Annotated in this window: 12 protein-coding genes and 2 riboswitches; of the genes, 4 read left to right on the top strand and 8 right to left on the bottom strand. The window is 71.9% G+C overall.

Translation table 11 applies throughout. The features are described from left to right. Positions 1-11: 11 nt before the first annotated feature. Together ACOOHC_RS10050 and gcvP are read right to left on the bottom strand one after the other, a co-directional pair. Positions 12-635, bottom strand: a complete 624-nt coding sequence (locus tag ACOOHC_RS10050) for a hypothetical protein (protein WP_420450268.1) — start codon at positions 633-635, stop codon at positions 12-14. A 9-nt stretch (positions 636-644) separates the two neighbouring features. Beyond that, positions 645-3539, bottom strand: coding sequence for an aminomethyl-transferring glycine dehydrogenase (gcvP, locus tag ACOOHC_RS10055; RefSeq protein WP_420450269.1), 2895 nt, complete (start codon positions 3537-3539; stop codon positions 645-647). A 29-nt stretch (positions 3540-3568) separates the two neighbouring features. Continuing rightward, positions 3569-3667: riboswitch (glycine riboswitch) on the bottom strand. 1 nt (position 3668) lies between these two features. Further along, positions 3669-3753: riboswitch (glycine riboswitch) on the bottom strand. Between the two features lie 199 nt (positions 3754-3952). Here gcvP and ACOOHC_RS10060 point away from each other — a divergent pair. Next, positions 3953-7717 (top strand): putative Ig domain-containing protein, encoded by a 3765-nt coding sequence (locus tag ACOOHC_RS10060; RefSeq protein WP_420450270.1) that lies wholly within the window; start codon positions 3953-3955, stop codon positions 7715-7717. An 89-nt stretch (positions 7718-7806) separates the two neighbouring features. Here ACOOHC_RS10060 and ACOOHC_RS10065 read toward each other — a convergent pair whose 3' ends face one another. Further along, positions 7807-8649 (bottom strand): MBL fold metallo-hydrolase, encoded by an 843-nt coding sequence (locus ACOOHC_RS10065; RefSeq protein WP_420450271.1) that lies wholly within the window; start codon positions 8647-8649, stop codon positions 7807-7809. 109 nt (positions 8650-8758) lie between these two features. On the opposite strand from ACOOHC_RS10065, the gene ACOOHC_RS10070 reads away from it, so the two are divergent. Then, positions 8759-10228: an AMP-binding protein gene (locus ACOOHC_RS10070; RefSeq protein ID WP_420450272.1), complete on the top strand. Its 1470-nt coding sequence runs from the start codon at positions 8759-8761 to the stop codon at positions 10226-10228. Between the two features lie 70 nt (positions 10229-10298). Here ACOOHC_RS10070 and ACOOHC_RS10075 read toward each other — a convergent pair whose 3' ends face one another. The 3 genes from ACOOHC_RS10075 to ACOOHC_RS10085 form a co-directional block, all read right to left on the bottom strand. Continuing rightward, on the bottom strand, positions 10299-10946 hold the full coding sequence (locus ACOOHC_RS10075) for a sulfotransferase family protein (protein ID WP_420450273.1): 648 nt from the start codon (positions 10944-10946) through the stop codon (positions 10299-10301). A gap of 68 nt (positions 10947-11014) precedes the next feature. After that, a complete protein-coding gene (locus ACOOHC_RS10080) occupies positions 11015-12175 on the bottom strand; it encodes an acyl-CoA dehydrogenase family protein (protein WP_420450274.1) in 1161 nt (386 codons plus the stop codon). A gap of 159 nt (positions 12176-12334) precedes the next feature. Next, positions 12335-13114 carry a phytanoyl-CoA dioxygenase family protein gene (locus ACOOHC_RS10085; protein ID WP_420450275.1) on the bottom strand — a complete coding sequence of 260 codons (780 nt, stop codon included), beginning with the start codon at positions 13112-13114 and terminating at the stop codon, positions 12335-12337. A gap of 218 nt (positions 13115-13332) precedes the next feature. Between ACOOHC_RS10085 and ACOOHC_RS10090 the strand changes: the two genes are divergently transcribed. Then, positions 13333-14205 (top strand): hypothetical protein, encoded by an 873-nt coding sequence (locus tag ACOOHC_RS10090; RefSeq protein WP_420450276.1) that lies wholly within the window; start codon positions 13333-13335, stop codon positions 14203-14205. Between the two features lie 5 nt (positions 14206-14210). After that, positions 14211-14369 carry a hypothetical protein gene (locus tag ACOOHC_RS10095; RefSeq protein WP_420450277.1) on the top strand — a complete coding sequence of 53 codons (159 nt, stop codon included), beginning with the start codon at positions 14211-14213 and terminating at the stop codon, positions 14367-14369. Between the two features lie 61 nt (positions 14370-14430). Here the strand turns inward: ACOOHC_RS10095 and ACOOHC_RS10100 are convergent, their stop codons facing one another. Both ACOOHC_RS10100 and ACOOHC_RS10105 read right to left on the bottom strand, forming a co-directional pair. Beyond that, positions 14431-16251, bottom strand: coding sequence for a peptidoglycan-binding protein (locus ACOOHC_RS10100; protein WP_420450278.1), 1821 nt, complete (start codon positions 16249-16251; stop codon positions 14431-14433). A 766-nt stretch (positions 16252-17017) separates the two neighbouring features. After that, positions 17018-17395: a hypothetical protein gene (locus tag ACOOHC_RS10105; protein WP_420450279.1), complete on the bottom strand. Its 378-nt coding sequence runs from the start codon at positions 17393-17395 to the stop codon at positions 17018-17020. Positions 17396-17505 lie beyond the last annotated feature (110 nt).

Consider the following 17505-nt stretch of genomic DNA (forward strand, 5'->3'; position numbering starts at 1 on the left):
CGCGGCGAACGTCACGTCGACGCCGAGCCGGACCTCTTCTCGGACGCGGTCTTCTTGCGCGCCGCCGCCTTCTTGCGCGCCGCCTTCTTCGGCGCCGCCGGCTCCTCGGCCGTCGGCTGCTGCGCCGACGCGGTCGTCGGGGCGGTGGCGGCGGCGGTCTTGCCCGGGGCGCCGAAACCGGGGATCTTGAAGCCGCCGAACAGGCCCCCGGCGGACTCCGCGAGCTGGCCCAGCGGCTGCAGTCGTGCGGTGACGTCGGCGAGCACCTCGTTCATCTGAGCGAGCTGGTTCGGCATCTGGCGCATGGCCGGGTTGTTCAGCGTCTCCGCCAGCACCTTCAGCCCGGGGGCGACCGCGATCGCCGGGCCGGAGACGACCTTCATCATCTCGTCGGCGGCCTTCACGGTGCGCGTCACCTGGGGGACGGCCGCCCGCAACGGCTCCTCGACGTCGGACAGCAGGCGGTTGATCCGCTCGGAGGTCTCGTTCAGGTTCTCCATCGTGCGGTTGAAGTTGTCCACCCCGCGCTGGAACTGCTCGACGCCCTTGCGGAACTGCTCGAACGACTGGATCGTCGCGGAGAGCGGCGCCGACAGCACGCTGAACATCTGCGAGAACGGGTCTTGCTCGGCCATCGGGCCAACCTACTTCGCGCTCCGTGCGGCCAGGGCTTCGAGCGGTTCGCAGGTGCACATCAGGTTGCGGTCCCCCGCCGCGCCGTCGATGCGCGACACCGGGGGGAAGTACTTCGAGGTGCGCGTCGAACCGCTCGGGAAGGCGCCGAGCTCGCGCGGGTAGGCGCGCCCCCACTCGCCGACGAGGTCCTCGGCGGTGTGCGGGGCGTGGCGCAGGGGGCTGGCGTCGAGCTCCCACTCGCCGCACCGCACGCGCTCGATCTCGGCGCGGATCGCCGCCATCGCGTCGACGAAGCGGTCCAGCTCACGCAGGGTCTCCGATTCGGTCGGTTCGATCATCAGCGTCCCGGCCACGGGGAAGCTCATCGTCGGGGCGTGGAACCCGTGATCCATCAACCGCTTCGCGACGTCGTCGACGGTGACCCCCGTCTCCTTCGCGATCGGGCGGAGGTCGATGACGCACTCGTGGCCGACCCGGCCGCCGGCCCCGCGGTACAGCACGTCCACGTGCTCGTCGAGCCGCTCGGCGAGGTAGTTCGCCGAGAGGATCGCGACCGTCGTGGCCCGGGTGAGGCCGTCACCGCCCATCATCTCGATGTACATCCACGGGATCGCCAGGATGCCCGCCGAGCCCTGCGGCGCAGCCGACACCGCACCGGCCGCCGGATCCGGATCGAGCGGGTGGCCTGGGAGGTAGGGGGCGAGGTGGGCGCGCACCCCGATCGGGCCCACCCCGGGTCCGCCCCCGCCGTGGGGGATGGTGAACGTCTTGTGGAGGTTGAGGTGACTCACATCGGCGCCGAACCGCCCGGGCCGGGCGAGGCCGACCAGCGCGTTGAGGTTCGCCCCGTCGACGTACACCTGCCCACCGGCGTCGTGGATCAGCGCGCACAGCTCGCTCACCGCGACCTCGAACACGCCGTGGGTCGACGGGTAGGTGATCATGATCGCGCCGAGGCGGTCGCCGTGCTCGTCGATGCGGGTGCGGACGTCGTCGAGGTCGACGTCCCCGGCGTCGTCGCACGCGACGACCACCACGTCGAAGCCGGCCATCACGGCGCTCGCGGCGTTGGTCCCGTGCGCGCTCTCGGGGATGAGGCAGATCGTCCGCTCGTCGTCGCCGTTCGCCCGGTGGTGGGCTCGGATCGCGAGCAACCCGGCCAGCTCCCCCTGGCTCCCGGCGTTGGGTTGGAGGCTGATCGCGTCGTACCCCGTGATGGTCGCCAGGCGCCCCTCGAGATCGTCGATCAGGCGCCGGTAGCCGGCGGTCTGCTCCGCCGGGGCGAAGGGGTGCAGGTCGGCGAACTCGGGCCACGTCATCGGGAGCATCTCGGAGGTGGCGTTGAGCTTCATCGTGCACGAGCCGAGGGGGATCATCGTGCGGTCGAGGGCGAGGTCCTTGCCGGCGAGTCGCCGCAGGTAGCGCAGCATCTCGTGCTCGGAGTGGTAGCGATCGAACACCGACTGGGTCAACAGCTCGCCCGCTCGCCGATCCCCGGGGCTCAGGCCATCGGGCGCCTCGTCGGGTGAGGCCACCGGCGATCCGCCCAGGGCGCGCACGACCGCTTCCACGTCGCTCAGGGTGCTCGTCTCGTCGAAGGACACGCCGACCGAGGTCGCGTCGACGCGGCGGATGTTGAAGCCCGCGTCGAGGGCGGCGGCCACCGCCGCGTCGGCGTCCGTGGGATCGACGTGCTCGACGGTCACGGTGTCGAACCAGGTGCCGTGGCGCAGCGTCGACCCGCCCCCGCGCAGACCGGCCGCCGCGATCGAGGTGAGGCGCTGCACCCGCTCCGCGATGCGGCGCAGGCCGTCGGCGCCGTGCCACACCGCGTACATCCCGGCCACGTTGGCCAGCAGCACCTGGGCGGTGCAGATGTTCGAGGTCGCCTTCTCGCGCCGGATGTGCTGCTCGCGGGTCTGCAGCGCCAACCGCAGCGCCGGCCGGCCCTCGGTGTCGACGCTGACGCCGACGATGCGTCCCGGCATCGCCCGCGCCGCGTCCTCACGGGCGGCGATGAACGCGGCGTGGGGTCCCCCGAAGCCCATGGGGACGCCGAAGCGCTGCGCGGAGCCGACGGCGATGTCGGCGCCGAGCTCGGCGGGGGAGCGCATCAGCACGCAGGCGAGCGGGTCGGTCGCGATCACGGCCAGGCCGCCGAGAGCGTGGACCCGCTCGATGGCCTCGCTCCAGTCGACGATCGCGCCGGTCGAGGTCGGCAGGCTGAACAGCGCCCCGAACAGCCCCGCGCCGTCGCCGTCCACCTCGTCCGTCGCGTCCGGCGATCCGAGATCGTCGACGCCTCCGACGACGAGCTCGATGCCGACGGGCTCGGCGCGGGTGCGCAGGACCGCCAACGTCTGCGGGTGGGTGTCGACGTGGACGAAGAACCTCGGCGACGGCACGCTCGAGCGACGTCGCGCCATCGTCATCGCCTCGGCCGCCGCCGTGGCCTCGTCGAGCAGCGAGGCGTTCGCCACCGGGAGCCCGGTGAGCTCGGTGACGACCGTCTGGAAGTTCAGGATCGCCTCCAGCCGGCCCTGGCTGATCTCGGCCTGGTACGGCGTGTACGCCGTGTACCAGGCCGGGTTCTCGAGCACGTTGCGGGCGATCACGGGCGGGGTGATCGTCGGGTGGTACCCCATCCCGATCAGGCTGGTGACCACCCGGTTCCCGTCGGCGATGGCGCGGAGGCGACGGATCGCTTCGTGCTCGGGGACCGCCGGGGGGAGGTCGAGCGGCGTGCGCGAGCGGATCGAGTCGGGCACCGTCTGATCGATGAGGGCGCCGAGCGAGTCGAGGCCGAGGGTCGCGAGCATCTCCTCGACGTCGCTCGGCGACGGTCCGACGTGTCGTCGGACGAACTCGTCGGTCTCGACGAGCTCGGAGAGGGGGGTGGGCATCGGGGGGCCTCCGGGGGGATCGGTCGGCCCCCGCTGTCGTTCTGCCTGAGAGGTTCAGCCCGTCGAGCACGTCTCGACGGGCCTTTCACCGTGGGCGGACCGGCTCGTTCCGGTCTCTTTCCAGCGTGCCTGCCTCGATCGGTCCGGGGGCCTGAGAGATTCCGGGGTGGTTGCTCCTTCGGCGCTGACGGATCAGCTCTCCCGATCGAGGGCGACGGCGATTCGGTTGTGTCCCGACCGTACCGCGCCCGTGATCGAGCAGCCGACACCACCTCGGGACGTGACGGAACGCACCACGAGCCGATCGGCGCCTCGCGACCCGATCCGCAGGAAACCCTCAAGTCCACCTCCGCGGGTCCCGAAGAGGAGCGATCGCCGAGCGACCTGCGCACGGCCCTCCAGGAGGATCCGCCATGTCTCGTCCGTCTCGACGCTCCCGATCGCTCGCGTTCGCGATCGCCGCCACCATCGGCGCGGGTTCGCTCGCCGTCGCCCCACCGAGCACCGCAGCCGCCGGTGCGCTCCAGACGATCGCGCTGGAGACCGTCCAGGAGGGTCGTGTCACGCTCGGCGAGCTGGCGAGCCGCTCGCAGCGCAAGCCGGTCACGATCGCCGGGATCGGCCCGTACACCATGACCGGCACCGACTCGCGGACCGGCGACCCCTACACCTTCGTCACCGATGCGAACTACGTCGCGTCCACGCCCGCCTACGTCTCCGAGAGCGACGAGCGCACCGCCTCGCTCACCACGGCGTCCTCGACGGGGGTGACCTGGGCGTCGCGCTCCGGGGTGACCGAGCTGCGTTCGAACGGCAGCTGCGCGAGCGGCAACGTCTTCGACGGGAAGACGACGTACTGCGGCGTCTTCGGACCGCAGGTGTACTCGGCGCCGTTCCAGGCCGGTGACGGCCAGTCGGTCGCCTTCGACTGGTCCGCCACGCGGCAGTCGGACGACTACGAGATCTACGCCTACCTGGTCGAGGTCGCCGAGACCTCTCCGGGGGTCTACGACTACGGGAGCGCCGCTTCGCACCGCCTGCTGACCTACGGCCGTGGACGGAACCAGAGCTGGATCACCGCGAGCGGCGAGGTCCCCCACACCGGCACCTACCGGTTCCGCTTCGTCAACGGCACCTACGACGGGACCGGCGGGTTCGCGGTCGGCTCCGTGATGTACGTCGACGGCGTCGTGCGGGTCGGTCTCTCGAACCCGATCACGTTCGACCAGCCCGGCGACCGGCTGATCGGGTCCGGAGACGTCACGCTCGCGGCCACGGCGGTCGCCCCGGGCGGGCCCGTGACGTACGCCTCGATCACCCCGGCGACCTGCACCGTCTCGGGAGCCGACGTCCGGCTCGTCGCGTCCGGGACGTGCTCGATCATCGCCGACCACCCCGGTGACGGCGTCGACTACGTCCCCGCGTCGAGCGTGACGCGCTCGTTCAAGATCCTGAGCGCAGCGACCGCCCCGTCCAACTCCGGCGTGCCCCTGGTCCAGGGCGGGACGACGGACGGTTCGATCGTCACGGCGACCGACGGCTCCTGGGGAGACGGCGGCAGCGCCGTCACCAGCTCCGTCGGCACCTTCCTGTCGAACGGCTCGCCGATCCCCGGCGTCACCGGCTCGAGCTGCGTGCTCGTCGCCGATCCGGCCAGCACGTTGACCTACCGGGTGACGAAGACCAACTCCGTCGGCACGACGTCGGCCACCTCGGCAGCGCGCACCGGCTTCTCCTGCGACCCCGCATCGGCCCCCGTGTTCGATGCCACGACGACGCTCGATCTCCGAGTGGACGGCGCTGTCGCCACCGGCCCGCTCGCGTCGGGGGTCCCGGCGCCGACGTTCGCCGTCACCGGCACCCTTCCGGACGGGCTCTCCCTCGACCCGACCACCGGTGAGATCTCCGGCACCCCGACCACCGCGGGCGCCTACGACTTCACCGTCTCGGCGTCCAACGGGGTCGGCACCGCCGTCACCCGCCGCTTCACCGGCACCATCGATCCCGCAGGCGTCGCACCGAGCTTCGTCGACGTCACCCTCGCCTCGATGAAGGTCGGCGTCGCCTACGACGACGGGCTGACCGCGTCGGGGATCCCGGCGCCGACGTTCGCGGTCACCGGCACCCTGCCGGCCGGGCTGACCCTCGACCCCACCACCGGAGCGGTCACCGGCACCCCGACCACCGCGGGCGCCTACGACTTCACCATCTCCATCTCCAACGGGATCGGCACCGCCGTCACCCGCCGCTTCGCGGGCACCGTCGCTGCGAGGGACGTGGCACCGACGTTCGTCGACGTCACCCTCGCCTCGATGAAGGTCGGCGTCGCCTACGACGACGGGCTCACCGCATCGGGCACGCCCGCACCCAGGTTCGCCGTGACGAAGGGCGACCTCCCCGCCGGGCTGCGCCTCGACGCGAGCACCGGAGCGATCACCGGCACCCCCACCACCGCCGGGCCCTACGACGTCGCCATCACCATCTCGAACGGAGTCGGCACCGCCGTCACCCGCCGCCTGTTCGGCACCGTCGCCCCTCGAGACGTCGCGCCGAAGCTGACCGACGTGGCCGCCCTCGAGACGGAGCTCTCCACGCTGGAGGTCGGCGAGGCCATCGACGTCGCGCCGAAGGTGGCCGGCTCCCCGGCTCCCCGGTTCGCCGTGTCGACCGGCGCCCTGCCGGCGGGCCTACGCCTCGATCCGGCCACCGGTGCCATCACCGGCGCACCGACCACGTCGGGCCGCTACGACTTCACCATCTCCATCTCCAACGGTGTCGGCACCGCCATCACCCGTCGCTTCACCGGCACCATCGCCCCCAAGGTCGGGCCGACGCCCGACACCTCGGTCGACATCGTTCCGCCGGCTCGTGACGGCGGTTCGCCGATGGTCCTGACCGGCGGTGGTTTCAAGCCGGGCTCCAGCGTCGACGTCGTCATCGGCGGCACGATCGTCGAGACGGTCACCGCGGACGCATCCGGCAAGGTGAGCGTGGAGGTCTCCGCACCCGTCGACGTCGAGGACTACGACATCGAGATCCGCGGCGTCTCGGAGGACGAGACCGCCGTCGACGTCAAGCGCAGCGTGGTCGCCGACTTCTCGGGCCGGCCCACCGTGGTGCCCGACGACGGCGGCTACACCCCGATCCGCCAGCGCCGGGTGCTCGACACGCGGGGCGCGCAGCGACTCGCCGCCGGTGACACCTACCGCCTCGGCCTCGACGAGGCGTGGGGCCTCCCGGCCGGGAGCGACGCAGCCGTCCTCAACGTCGGCGCCGTCCGTCCGTCCGATGCCGGCTACCTGACGGTGTTCGGTTGCGACGCCGAGATGCCGGTCGCATCGGTGCTGAACTACGACGCCGGGCAGACCGTCGCCAACGTCGTCGTGGTCGACACGTCGACGACGCGGGAGATCTGCATCTACAGCCACGCCGACGTCGACCTCATCGTCGACCTCAACGGAGCGTTCGGTGGCCAGGCGGTCAACCGGATCGCCCCGATCGCACCTCGGCGTGTCGTCGACACCCGAAGCGGAGCGAAGCTGGTGGCCGGCGACGTGCTCGAGATCGACCTCGCCGCCCACGGTGCCGACGTCGACAGCGCCGTGGCCGCGCTGCTGAACGTCGCTGTCGCTCGAGCCGAGGGGGCCGGCTACCTCAGCGTGTTCCCGTGCGACGAGACGCCTCCGACGACGTCGAACGTGAACTTCCGAGCCGGCCGGGTCACCGCCAACCTCGCGTTCGCGGAGCTCTCGGCTCGGGGATCGGTCTGCGTCGTGGCCTCGGTGACGACCCACGTCGTGGTCGACCTCGACGGGATCGTCGACACCGGCCAGACGACCAACCTCGTCACCGGTGCGCTCCAGCGCCTGCTCGACACCCGCACGACCACCAAGGCAGGGGCGGGGGAGGTCATCGAGATCGACCTGGGCGGTCCCGACGGCGTGGCGGGAGCGCGGGCCGCGGCCCTCAACGTGACCGTCACGCAGCCCACCGAGCGCGGCTACGTCACCGTGTTCCCGTGCGAGGAAGGTCGTCCGGAGGTCTCGAACGTCAACTACGAGGCCGGCGACACGATCGCCAACCACGTGACCGCCGTCGCCGACGCTCGCGGTCGCACCTGCCTCTACACCTCGGCCGAGGCGCACGTGATCGTCGACGCCGGGGGCGTGTACATCTGAGCGATCCGAGCGGGCCACGATCGCAGCACGCGATCACGGCCCGCTCGCCGCCCCCGTGTCGGACGGGTCGCGTCGTCCAGCGCTGCCGATCACCAGGGCTCGACGCGCCACACCTCGCCATCGGAGATCACCCGGTTCGCGCACGGCTCCCAGTGGGTGCCGAGCACGACGACGTCGGTGTCCGCGTGCTCGGCGAAGAACCTGCGACGCGTCTGCTCGGCGGCCCCGGGGTCGACATCGAAGTTGCTGGACCACTCCGGGTGCGCCGCCTGGCACACCGTGTGCGCGAGGTCGCCCGTGATCACGGCACGGTCGGAGCCCGACTCGATCACCACCGAGACGTGGCCCGGGGTGTGGCCCGGGGTCGGGACGAGGCGGACGTGGTCGGTGAGGCGGTGCTCACCGTCGACCAGGTCGACGACACCAGCGTCGATCACCGGTTGGATCGAGTCGGCGCGCAGCACGTCGTCCATCGGGTCGGACTCCCCGCTCCAGTAATCCCACTCCGATCGAGCGAACACGTAGCGCGCGTTCGGGAAGGTCGGGACCCACTCGCCGTCGACCAGGCGGGTGTTCCACCCGACGTGGTCCACGTGGAGGTGGGTGCACAGCACGGTGTCGATCGACTCCGGAGGGAACCCGGCGGCCGACAGGTCGTCGAGGAACGGGCCGGTGCGCTCGTTCCACGCCGGCACGTCGCGCTGCTTGTCGTTGCCGAGGCAGGTGTCGACGAGGATCCGTCGATCCCCGTCGACGACGACGAGCGCCCGGATGGTCATGTGCACCTTGCCCTCGGCGGTGGCGTAGCGCGGCTGCAGCCAGTCGATCTCGACGATCCGCTCGGGGCGAGCGTCGGGGAGCAGCCAGTGCGCCGACGACGTCGTCGTCAGCTCCGCGACCTCGGTGACCTCGACCGACCCGATGCTCCACATGGGGCGAGTCTCCCATCGTGCGCCGGGACCCGACGAGGTCGACCTCGCTCACCGCGCACCACGCCGGACGCCTCGTCGCCGGTGGCACGCACCCTGCTACACCTGCACGATGGCCACGATGTCGTTCCCGGCTCGCCTCCGAGCGCTGGCGCGCGAGCGACCCGACGCGCCGGCCGTGACGTGCGGCGAGCGCACCCTCAGCCGCAGCGAGCTCGTCGACGCCGCGACCCGCCAGGCGCACGAGATCGCGTCGCTCGGGGTCTCGGCGGGGGACTTCGTCACGATCGCCTCGCCGAACTCGGTCGAGTGGTTCGTGGCCTACGTCGCCTGCTGGGACGTCGGGGCGGTCCCGCAGCCGGTGTCCGCCAAGCTGCCCCCGCGCGAGCTCGCCGCGATCGTCGAGCTGGCCGGCTCGAAGGTCGTCATCGGTGCTCCGTCGCAGTCGGCGTCGCTGCTCGACGACTCCGTCGTGCGTCTCGAGCACGGCCACGTCCCCGGCGCCGAGTTCGGGACCGAACCGCTCCCGGACGTGACGTCGCCCGCGTGGAAGGCGCCGACGTCGGGTGGCTCGACGGGACGTCCGAAGCTGATCGTGTCAGGGGATCCGGCGACGTGGGACGACGACGCCCCGATCCGCTTCGGCTTCGAGCCGGACGGCTGCCTCGTGATGCCCGGTCCGCTGTACCACAACGGTCCCGGGGTCTGGTCGTGCAACGCGCTGCTCGTCGGCAGCCACGTGGTGCTGCTCGAGCGGTTCGACGCCGAGGCCACCCTCGCCGCGATCGAGCGCCACCACGGTGACGTCGTATACGTGGTGCCCACGATGATGAAGCGCATCCTGCGCCTCGACGACGACGTGCGCCTCGGGTACGACCTGTCGTCGCTGCGCGTCCTGTGGCACCTCGCCGAGCCCTGCCCGCCCTGGCTGAAGGAGGCCTACATCGACTGGCTCGGCCCGGACGTGATCCACGAGCTGTACGCCGGGACCGAGGGCCAGGCCGTCACGATCATCACGGGCGCCGAGTGGCTCGACCACCGCGGCTCGGTCGGGCGCGTGAGCACGGGTGAGATGAAGGTGTGCGACGCCGACGGAGAGGAGCTGCCGGCGGGGGAGGAGGGCGAGGTGTGGATGCGCTCCACCCGCGACGACCCCACCTACCTCTACGTCGGGGCCGAGCCGAGGACGCTGGAGGGAGGGTGGGAGTCGCTCGGCGACATGGGCTGGTTCGACGCCGACGGGTACCTGTACCTCGGCGACCGGGTCGCCGACATGATCCTCAGCGGGGGAGCGAACATCTACCCGGCCGAGGTCGAGGCGGCGATCGGCGAGCACCCCGAGGTGCACTCGTGCGCGGTGATCGGGATCCCGAGCGACGACCGGGGGAGCGACGTCCACGCGATCGTGCAGGCCGACGAGGCCCGGGTGCCACGCGCCGACTTGCTCGAGTTCCTCGGGGAGCGGCTGACCCGGTACAAGATCCCACGCACGATCGAGTACGTCGACACGCCGATGCGCGACGACGCCGGCAAGGTGCGGCGGTCCGCGCTGCGTGCCGACCGCTCCGCCACCGCGAGCTGACGGCACCCCGACGAGGTGCCACGACCCCGGGAACGACGACCGGCCGTCTCGGCCGCACGTCCGACACGGATCAGGAGGACGGGTCGGGGGCACCGCCATCGCCGCGCGATCCGAGGCGCGAGCCGAACTCGGCGCGGGTGTTCACGTGGGGGTACTCCTCCTCGGGCACCGCGACACCGAGCGCCGCGCACAGCGGTCCCCACCCGTCACCGGGCCGGTGCTCGAACAGGCGGTCGGCGGGGATCGTCGAGCGGACCCGCTCGAGGTGCTCCTCGTACGCGGCTCGGGCCGTCGCTGGGTCGTCCCAGTCCGGCGCGAAGCGAGCCTGCAGGCGCTCGGTCATCGCCCACCACTCGGGGCTCGCCACCCCGTCTCGAGGTCCGCGCATCACCGCCCACACGGTGGCGTCGACGCTGCCCCACCACGTCTCCGCGTCGTCGCGCAGCGACAGCAGCACCGGCGCGTCGGGGTACCGCTCGGCGGCCTCGCGCCACATCGACGACACCGGCCAGTCGACGGCGCACGTGTAGTCGGCGAGGATCTCGTCGAGCACCGCGACCTCGCCGTCGAGCGCCCGGCACCACAGCGCTGGATGGTGCTGGTTCGCGAACACCTCGTGCATGTGGTAGCAGGGCGCTCCGGTCAACCGCTCGAGGGCGAGCTTGATCGAGTTCGTCCCGGTCCGCGGGAGCCCGGCACCGATCACGCGCAGCGACATGCGAGCGAACGTAGCGAGCCCTCGTGCGCGCCCGGGAGGCGGAGCGAGCGAGCGTCGGCGGCCCGGCGTCAGTGGGAGCGGGGGAGTCCGAGGACGTGCTGCGCGACGTAGGCGAGCACGAGCTCCTGGCTGATCGGGGCGATCCGGGGGAGGCGGGCCTCGCGGAAGTACCGCTCGACGTGGTACTCGGTGGCGTACCCGAACCCGCCGTGCGTCTGCACGGCGCGGTCGGCGGCGAAGAACCCCGCCTCGGCTGCGAGGTACTTCGCCAGGTTGGCCTCCTCGCCGCACGGCTCCTGCGCATCGATCAGCAGCGCGGCCTCGCGGATCATCAGACCCGCCGCACGCAGCTTCGCGTGCGCTTCGGCGAGCGGGAAGGAGATGCCCTGGTTCTTGCCGATCGGGCGATCGAACACGACCCGATCGTTCGCGTAGTCGACCGCTCGGCGCAGCGCGGCACGCCCGATCCCCAGCGCTTCGGCGGCGATGAGGATGCGCTCCGCGTTGAGTCCCGCCAGGAGGGCGTGGAAGCCCCGACCCTCCTCGCCGACACGATCGGCGATCGGGACCTCCACGTCGTCGTAGGTCGTCTCGCACGAAGCGACCGCGTTGCGACCCATCTTGTCGATCGCCACCGCGGCGACGCCGGGCGCGTGGCGATCGACGAGGAGGAGGGTCATCCCGTCGGTGGGCTTCTCGCACTCGTCGAGCGGGGTGGTCCGGGTGAGCAGGAGGATGCGGTCGGCCTCGAGCGCCTTCGACGTCCACACCTTGCGGCCGTTCACCACGTAGACGTCACCGTCGCGCACGGCGCGGGTGGTGATCTTGGTCGTGTCGGTGCCGGCGTCGGGCTCGGTCACCCCGACGTGCAGCGTGCCGTCGGCGACGCCGGGGAGGAACCGCCGCCTCATCTCCTCGGTGCCGTGCACGACGACCGGGTGCATCCCGAAGATCCCGAGGTGGATGGCCGATGCGCCGTTCATGCACGCACCCGATGCCGCCACCTCCTCGAGCACCGCAGCGGCGTGGCGGATCCCCTGCCCACCCCCGCCGTAGCGCTCGGGGATCGCGATCCCGATCCAGCCTCCCGCCGCCATCGCGTCGTGGAACTCCCACGGGAAGCGGTGCTCGGCATCGCACGCCGCCCAGTAGTCGTCGTCGAAGCGGCGGCACACGGCCGCCACCGCCTCCCTCACCAGTTCGATGTCGCCGTCGTCGCGCGCGTCCACGTCACCTCCGTTCCCGGCTGCCCGCGGGCGCCCACCCTGGCACCGATCCGATCGCGCGCACGATCCCGAGCGGCGTCGATGTCGCGGCGTCCGCCGAGCGCGCCGGACGTGTCGGACCGCCTGGCGAGACGGATGACGCAGCCGGTGGGTCGTGCCGCATCAGGCGGGGGAGAGCCCGTTGACCAGACCGAGGCCGGCGGTCCGGTAGCCGAGCAGGACCAGGAGGTCGTCGGAGGCGAACTGCCGGATGCTCGGATCGAGCGAGAGGAACCAGTTCTCCTGGGTGCGGTAGATGGGGCGGGTGTACCACCCGAAGACCGCGGCCCGTCGTTCGTCGATCGTGGTGTTCGCCCCGGTGCGGTGCCACAGGCGGCTCTCGAACACGATCAACGAACCCGATGGCGCCTCCATCGGGACCGCCTCGGCGACGTCGCCGGGACGCGGGGAGCGGTTCCGCCGGTGGCTGCCCGGGACGAAGCAGGTGCACCCGTTGGCCGTCGTCAGGTCGTCGAGGGCCCATGCCGCGTTGGCCCCCTGGGGATCCGCCGGCCACGGTTCGGGGACGAAGATCTGGTCGGCGTGCAGCGCGCCTCGCGCACCCCCCGGCCCGGTGATGTTGGCCGACAGGTTGCCGAGCAGCATCGGCCATCCGAGGACCGATCGCAGGAGATGCGACGCCGTCGGATCCTCGAGCAACTCGACGAACACCGGCGATCGGCTGAGGACGTTCCAGACCCGCTGGTTCGAACGATCGGCGTCGAGCCCGAACCCGGGGACCTCGCGCCCGGTTCGGCGATCGTCGTCGGCAGCGGCGTACAGATCGTTCCGCACGCGAACGGACAGGTCGGGGTCGAGGACACCGGTGAGGGCGCAGATGCCGTGCTCGCGGAGATCACGCTCGGCTCTGTCGAGGTCGTCGGTCGGCTCCGGTAGATCCATCTCGTCTCCCCTCGTGATCGCGCTGCCCACGAACGTACCGAAGACCCCCGTGCGGTTCGGAGGCGGACGTGCGGCGCCGGGCCGGAGCGAGTCGCGCCGCCCGGTCGCCGAGCGTCAGCCCTGCGGTTCCGGCTCATCGGCCGAGTGCGGCGCGCGGTTCTGCCGGCGCGCGCCGGCAGGGGAGCGGCGGTGTCACACCCTCGGAGTAGAACGGACGCATGGATCGCTTCGGTGAGCTGCGGCGCCTCGGCGCTCGGCCGTACCTCGTGGGCATCGCTCTGGCGGTGTCGAGCGCGGTGCTGTTCGTCATCGCGGAGGACGTGCCGGCCGACGTGTGGAGGCCGCGCGACCCGACGGGGCGCACGGGCGACCTCCACGGATGGGCGTTCGTGGTGCTGGCGCTCGCCTCGATCGTCGCCGCGACGAGCACGGTCGCGGCCCCGGTCGCACGGGCGCTCGCCCGGCAGCGGCGCCGCGACGCGGTGGCCGCCCACGAGGCCGAGCGCCGCAGCAGCCTGCGACGGCTCGAGCACCAGGATCGGATCCGTGACGCCCTCCCGTTCGCGTTCCGCCGCATCGCCGACGACGACGACGCGCCTCCCTGGCACGAGCTGTCGGTGAACGCCTACTGGGTCGCGGACGAACGGCTCCTCCTGGCCGCGTCGCTGGCGTTCCACACCCGGCCCCCCACCGACATCGAGTGGACGCCGGGCAAGGGCGTCATCGGCCGGAGCTGGGTGAGCGGCAACGACGAGGGGTTGAACCTGGCGCGACCCGACGTGGCCCGGGCTCGCCGGGATCGCGAACGGTGGCGCCGCCTCCCCGAGGAGGTGCGCATGGGGCTGTCGTTCGACGACATCCAGAAGGTGGTCGGCTACGACGCGGTCGTGGCCGTGCCGGCCACCGTGGTCGTCGACGGGCGCAGCGAGCGGGTGGGGGTGCTGTCGATGAACGGCCCGGCGGGCTCGTTCCAGTACCTCGACCGACGCCCGCAGCGCGACAAGCTGCGCGAGTTCGCCCGGCTGCTCGAACCCGAGCTGCACGCTCTGTGGGAGATGGACGCCCTGGGTGACACGCCGGTGCTACGATGACGGTCATGGACGCCGACGCGACCTCCGACGTCGTGCGCACCTCCCACGAGGTGGAGCCGCACGATGCGTCGGGCCTGTTCGCCGCTCTCGTCGAGTACGAGGCACCCTCGTGGATCCTGGAACGAGCTCGCGCCCTCGATCCCGAAGCGCCTGCGGGCGTCTGAGCCGCCCGTCGCCTCCTCGGAGATCACCGGCCGACGATGGGCCGCCGCCGGTGCTCTCGTGTCAGGAGAACGTGCCCTGGTACTGCTTGTCGGTGTTGTTGCAGTCGTCGATCGCCTTGACGTAGGGGTAGGGGTTGACCGCACGGCCGCCGCCGGGGTGGATCTCGAAGTGGAGGTGCGGGGTGGCGCTCGACCCCGTCGTCCCGACGAAACCGATCACGTCGCCCGCCTTCACCTTCGTTCCGAGCCCCAGGCCGGGGGCGAAGGCGTACAGGTGCAGGTAGGTGAAGTAGGTGCCGTCGCCCTGGGCGATGCGCAGACCGTTGCCCGACAGGCGCCCGGGCTGGTCCCAGTACATCTTCGACACCGTGCCGTCGACGACCGCGTACAGGAACTTGCCCTGGGCGGCGATGATGTCGACGCCCTCGTGGGTCCGGCCGCCGCCGCGAGCGGCGCCCCAGGTGTCGCCGAAGAAGCACTGGCCCTGCACGGGGAAGCGCTCGAGGCGCACCGTCGCCCCCGACGGCGTCTGCTCCACGGGGGTCTGGGGGACGCTGCCGGAGCCGAGCCCGAGCAGGTTCGCCTGGCGCTCGGTGACGACACCGGTCTGGGACATCCCGTTGACCTTCTGGAAGAAGACGAGAGCGGACCTGGTGGCCGGTCCGAAGTCGCCGTCGACCCCGCCCCGCAGGACGAGCCCGGTCGACTGGAGAGCGTTCTGCAGCTCGACCACCAACGGGCCGCGCGACCCGACGGACAACCCGACGTAGCCGTTGGTGGGGGAGGGGGCGGCCGTCGGAGCCGATCCGCCACCGGTCGAGGCGAACGGGGCGGGTCGACGGGATGTGCCCAAGCCCAGCTTGTCGATCGTGGGTTGGTCGACCCGGCCGGTGACCTTCAGCCCGACCGAGCCCTGGTAGGTCGCGAGCGCGGACTCGGTGGCCGGGCCGAAGGCGCCGTCGGCGCCCCCGCGCACATCCACACCGGCCGCGACGAGCGCGCGCTGCAACGCCTGGACGGCGGCACCGCTCGCCCCGCGAGCGAGGCCCACGTAGGGGCTGGCGCTCGCGGGCGGGGGAGTCGGCGCGGTCGACGTCGACGCTCCGAGGCCCATCAGCGCCACTTCGCGCTCACCGACGACCCCTGTCTGCGCCCGCCCGTTGACGCGCTGGAACACCTTGAGCGCACGCTCGGTCGCGGGACCGAAGTCGCCGTCGGCGCCCCCGGCGAGGACGAGGCCGGTCGCCTGCAGAGCGGTCTGGAGCTCGCGCACGAGAGCACCGCTCGCACCACGGGCGAGCCCTGCGTAGGAGCTCGAGGCCGAGCCGGTGGGCGCCGGCGCCGTGGTGGGCGTCGGCTGCGCCCGCGTACCGGCGGAGCTCGAACCGAGCCCGAGGCGACGAGCGGTCGCTGCGTCGACGGACCCGGTCACCGTGAGGCCGTTCCACGACTGGAACTGACGGACACCACGGGTCGTCCCGGGCCCGAACTCCCCGTCGGCCCCGTCCGAGAGGTAGACACCGAGCCGGATCAGCGCACGTTGCAGGTCACGGACCGCGGATCCGCTCGCACCCTGCGCGAGTCCGGACGCGACTGCGGCCCCGGCGGAGCTGCCGCCGGTCAGGGCCTCGGCGGTGGCACGGTCGACGGACCCCGACACGGGCAGGCCCGCCGAGCGCTGGAAGGCGGAGACCGCGCGAGCCGTCGCCGGCCCGAAGATCCCGTCGGCTCCTCCGGCCACGTCGACACCGGCGGAGATGAGCGCCGTCTGCAACGCTCGGACATCGTCGCCGCGGGCGCCCTGGCGCAAGCCGTCGAGCGCGGCGCTCACGAGCTGGGCAGGCGCGGCGCCCACGGTGGTTCCCGACGTGGTCCATGCCATCGTCGCGACCGCCGTGGCGCAGGCGCCACGCACGATCAGGTCCCGCAGCGAGCGGGAGCGTCGAGCCGAGACGGCGAAACGCGCGGGGCGGTGTCGGTGTGCGCTCATGTGCGAGTTGCCTCCTGGCATGACGGAGAGATCGGTGGATCGGACGTCAGCTCCAATCTCAACTGGAGGTAGAGGGTACATGCTTCACGTCGTCGACACCAGGCGGTCGCGAAACAGAGACGTCGTCCCAGCTCAGGAGCTTGCCACCACAGCACGCCCACCCGAACGGCCAGTTCGAGCACATGTCTGTTCGATGACGTGTAATTGACATAACGAGGATTATGGGCGTGCGAGCGTCGTCGACGGTGCTCACCCTGACGGTCCACGGGCGGTCGACCTCGTCATGGGACGGTCATGTCGCCGGCCCGCCACGCCGGCCAGCCATGCCAGCCAACGAGATGGAACCGACGACCGCTGCGACGTCGACGTGGCGATCCGTGAGCCCGCGCACGTCGTCGGTGCCGGGCCCGGTGCGCCCGTGAGGCGTCGGCCCGGCACGGTTCGATCGGAGGTCCGGCACGGTCCAGCTCGTGCATCACCGCTCGACCGCGGCCGCCGACGGAGTCTCGCTCCTCCCCCGAGGTGCTCGCCGGAGGAACGGCCGTCGACGTATCGTCATGACGAAACAGGTGAGTGGGACGGTGCGGTCGGGATCGCGGGCTCGAGCCGTCTCGATCATCGACGTGCGCACCGCCGCGTGCGTCCGGTCGGCGCGACGTCACCCGGGGGCGGAGAGCTCACGATCCCGGAGCGGCCGTGCCGAGTCGAGCAGCCAGTCGAGCGCCCGCCGCAGGTCGGCGACGGTGCTCCCGCCCCCGCCGGCGAGGTCGCGCTCGGTGTCCTCCACGGCGCACGCCAGGACGTACAGATCGTCGTGCAGTCGATCGAGCTCGTGGCGATCGATCACGATCTCGTCCGCTCCGAGGGCCAGGTCGGCGGCTCGCTGGCGAGAGACCCAGTCCCATTGCCGGCACCGCTGCGAGCAGAACTCCCTCGGGCGGCCCGGGCCAGCGGTGCGGATCACGACGCGCCGACACCACCGGCACCGCGTCCGCTCGTCGGCTCGATCACGGTGCGCGTCGTCCGATTTCGTCATGACGCAATGCTAGTGGCCGTGCCAGTGCCGGGTGATGCCCGCCCTCCGAGGTCGCGCCCGAGGGTGATCGCTGCCGTGCGAGCCAGATCGCTACGGTGGAACAGTAGAGT

Source organism: Ilumatobacter sp., assembly GCF_965215205.1.
Taxonomy (GTDB): Bacteria; Actinomycetota; Acidimicrobiia; order Acidimicrobiales; family Ilumatobacteraceae; genus Ilumatobacter_A.

Coding starts and splice junctions, on each gene's coding strand:
- ACOOHC_RS10050 (WP_420450268.1), bottom strand. CDS start 635: ATGGCCGAGCAAGACCCGTTCTCGCAGATGTTCAGCGTGCTGTCGGCG.
- gcvP (WP_420450269.1), bottom strand. CDS start 3,539: ATGCCCACCCCCCTCTCCGAGCTCGTCGAGACCGACGAGTTCGTCCGA.
- ACOOHC_RS10060 (WP_420450270.1), top strand. CDS start 3,953: ATGTCTCGTCCGTCTCGACGCTCCCGATCGCTCGCGTTCGCGATCGCC.
- ACOOHC_RS10065 (WP_420450271.1), bottom strand. CDS start 8,649: ATGTGGAGCATCGGGTCGGTCGAGGTCACCGAGGTCGCGGAGCTGACG.
- ACOOHC_RS10070 (WP_420450272.1), top strand. CDS start 8,759: ATGGCCACGATGTCGTTCCCGGCTCGCCTCCGAGCGCTGGCGCGCGAG.
- ACOOHC_RS10075 (WP_420450273.1), bottom strand. CDS start 10,946: ATGTCGCTGCGCGTGATCGGTGCCGGGCTCCCGCGGACCGGGACGAAC.
- ACOOHC_RS10085 (WP_420450275.1), bottom strand. CDS start 13,114: ATGGATCTACCGGAGCCGACCGACGACCTCGACAGAGCCGAGCGTGAT.
- ACOOHC_RS10090 (WP_420450276.1), top strand. CDS start 13,333: ATGGATCGCTTCGGTGAGCTGCGGCGCCTCGGCGCTCGGCCGTACCTC.
- ACOOHC_RS10095 (WP_420450277.1), top strand. CDS start 14,211: ATGGACGCCGACGCGACCTCCGACGTCGTGCGCACCTCCCACGAGGTG.
- ACOOHC_RS10100 (WP_420450278.1), bottom strand. CDS start 16,251: ATGGCATGGACCACGTCGGGAACCACCGTGGGCGCCGCGCCTGCCCAG.
- ACOOHC_RS10105 (WP_420450279.1), bottom strand. CDS start 17,395: ATGACGAAATCGGACGACGCGCACCGTGATCGAGCCGACGAGCGGACG.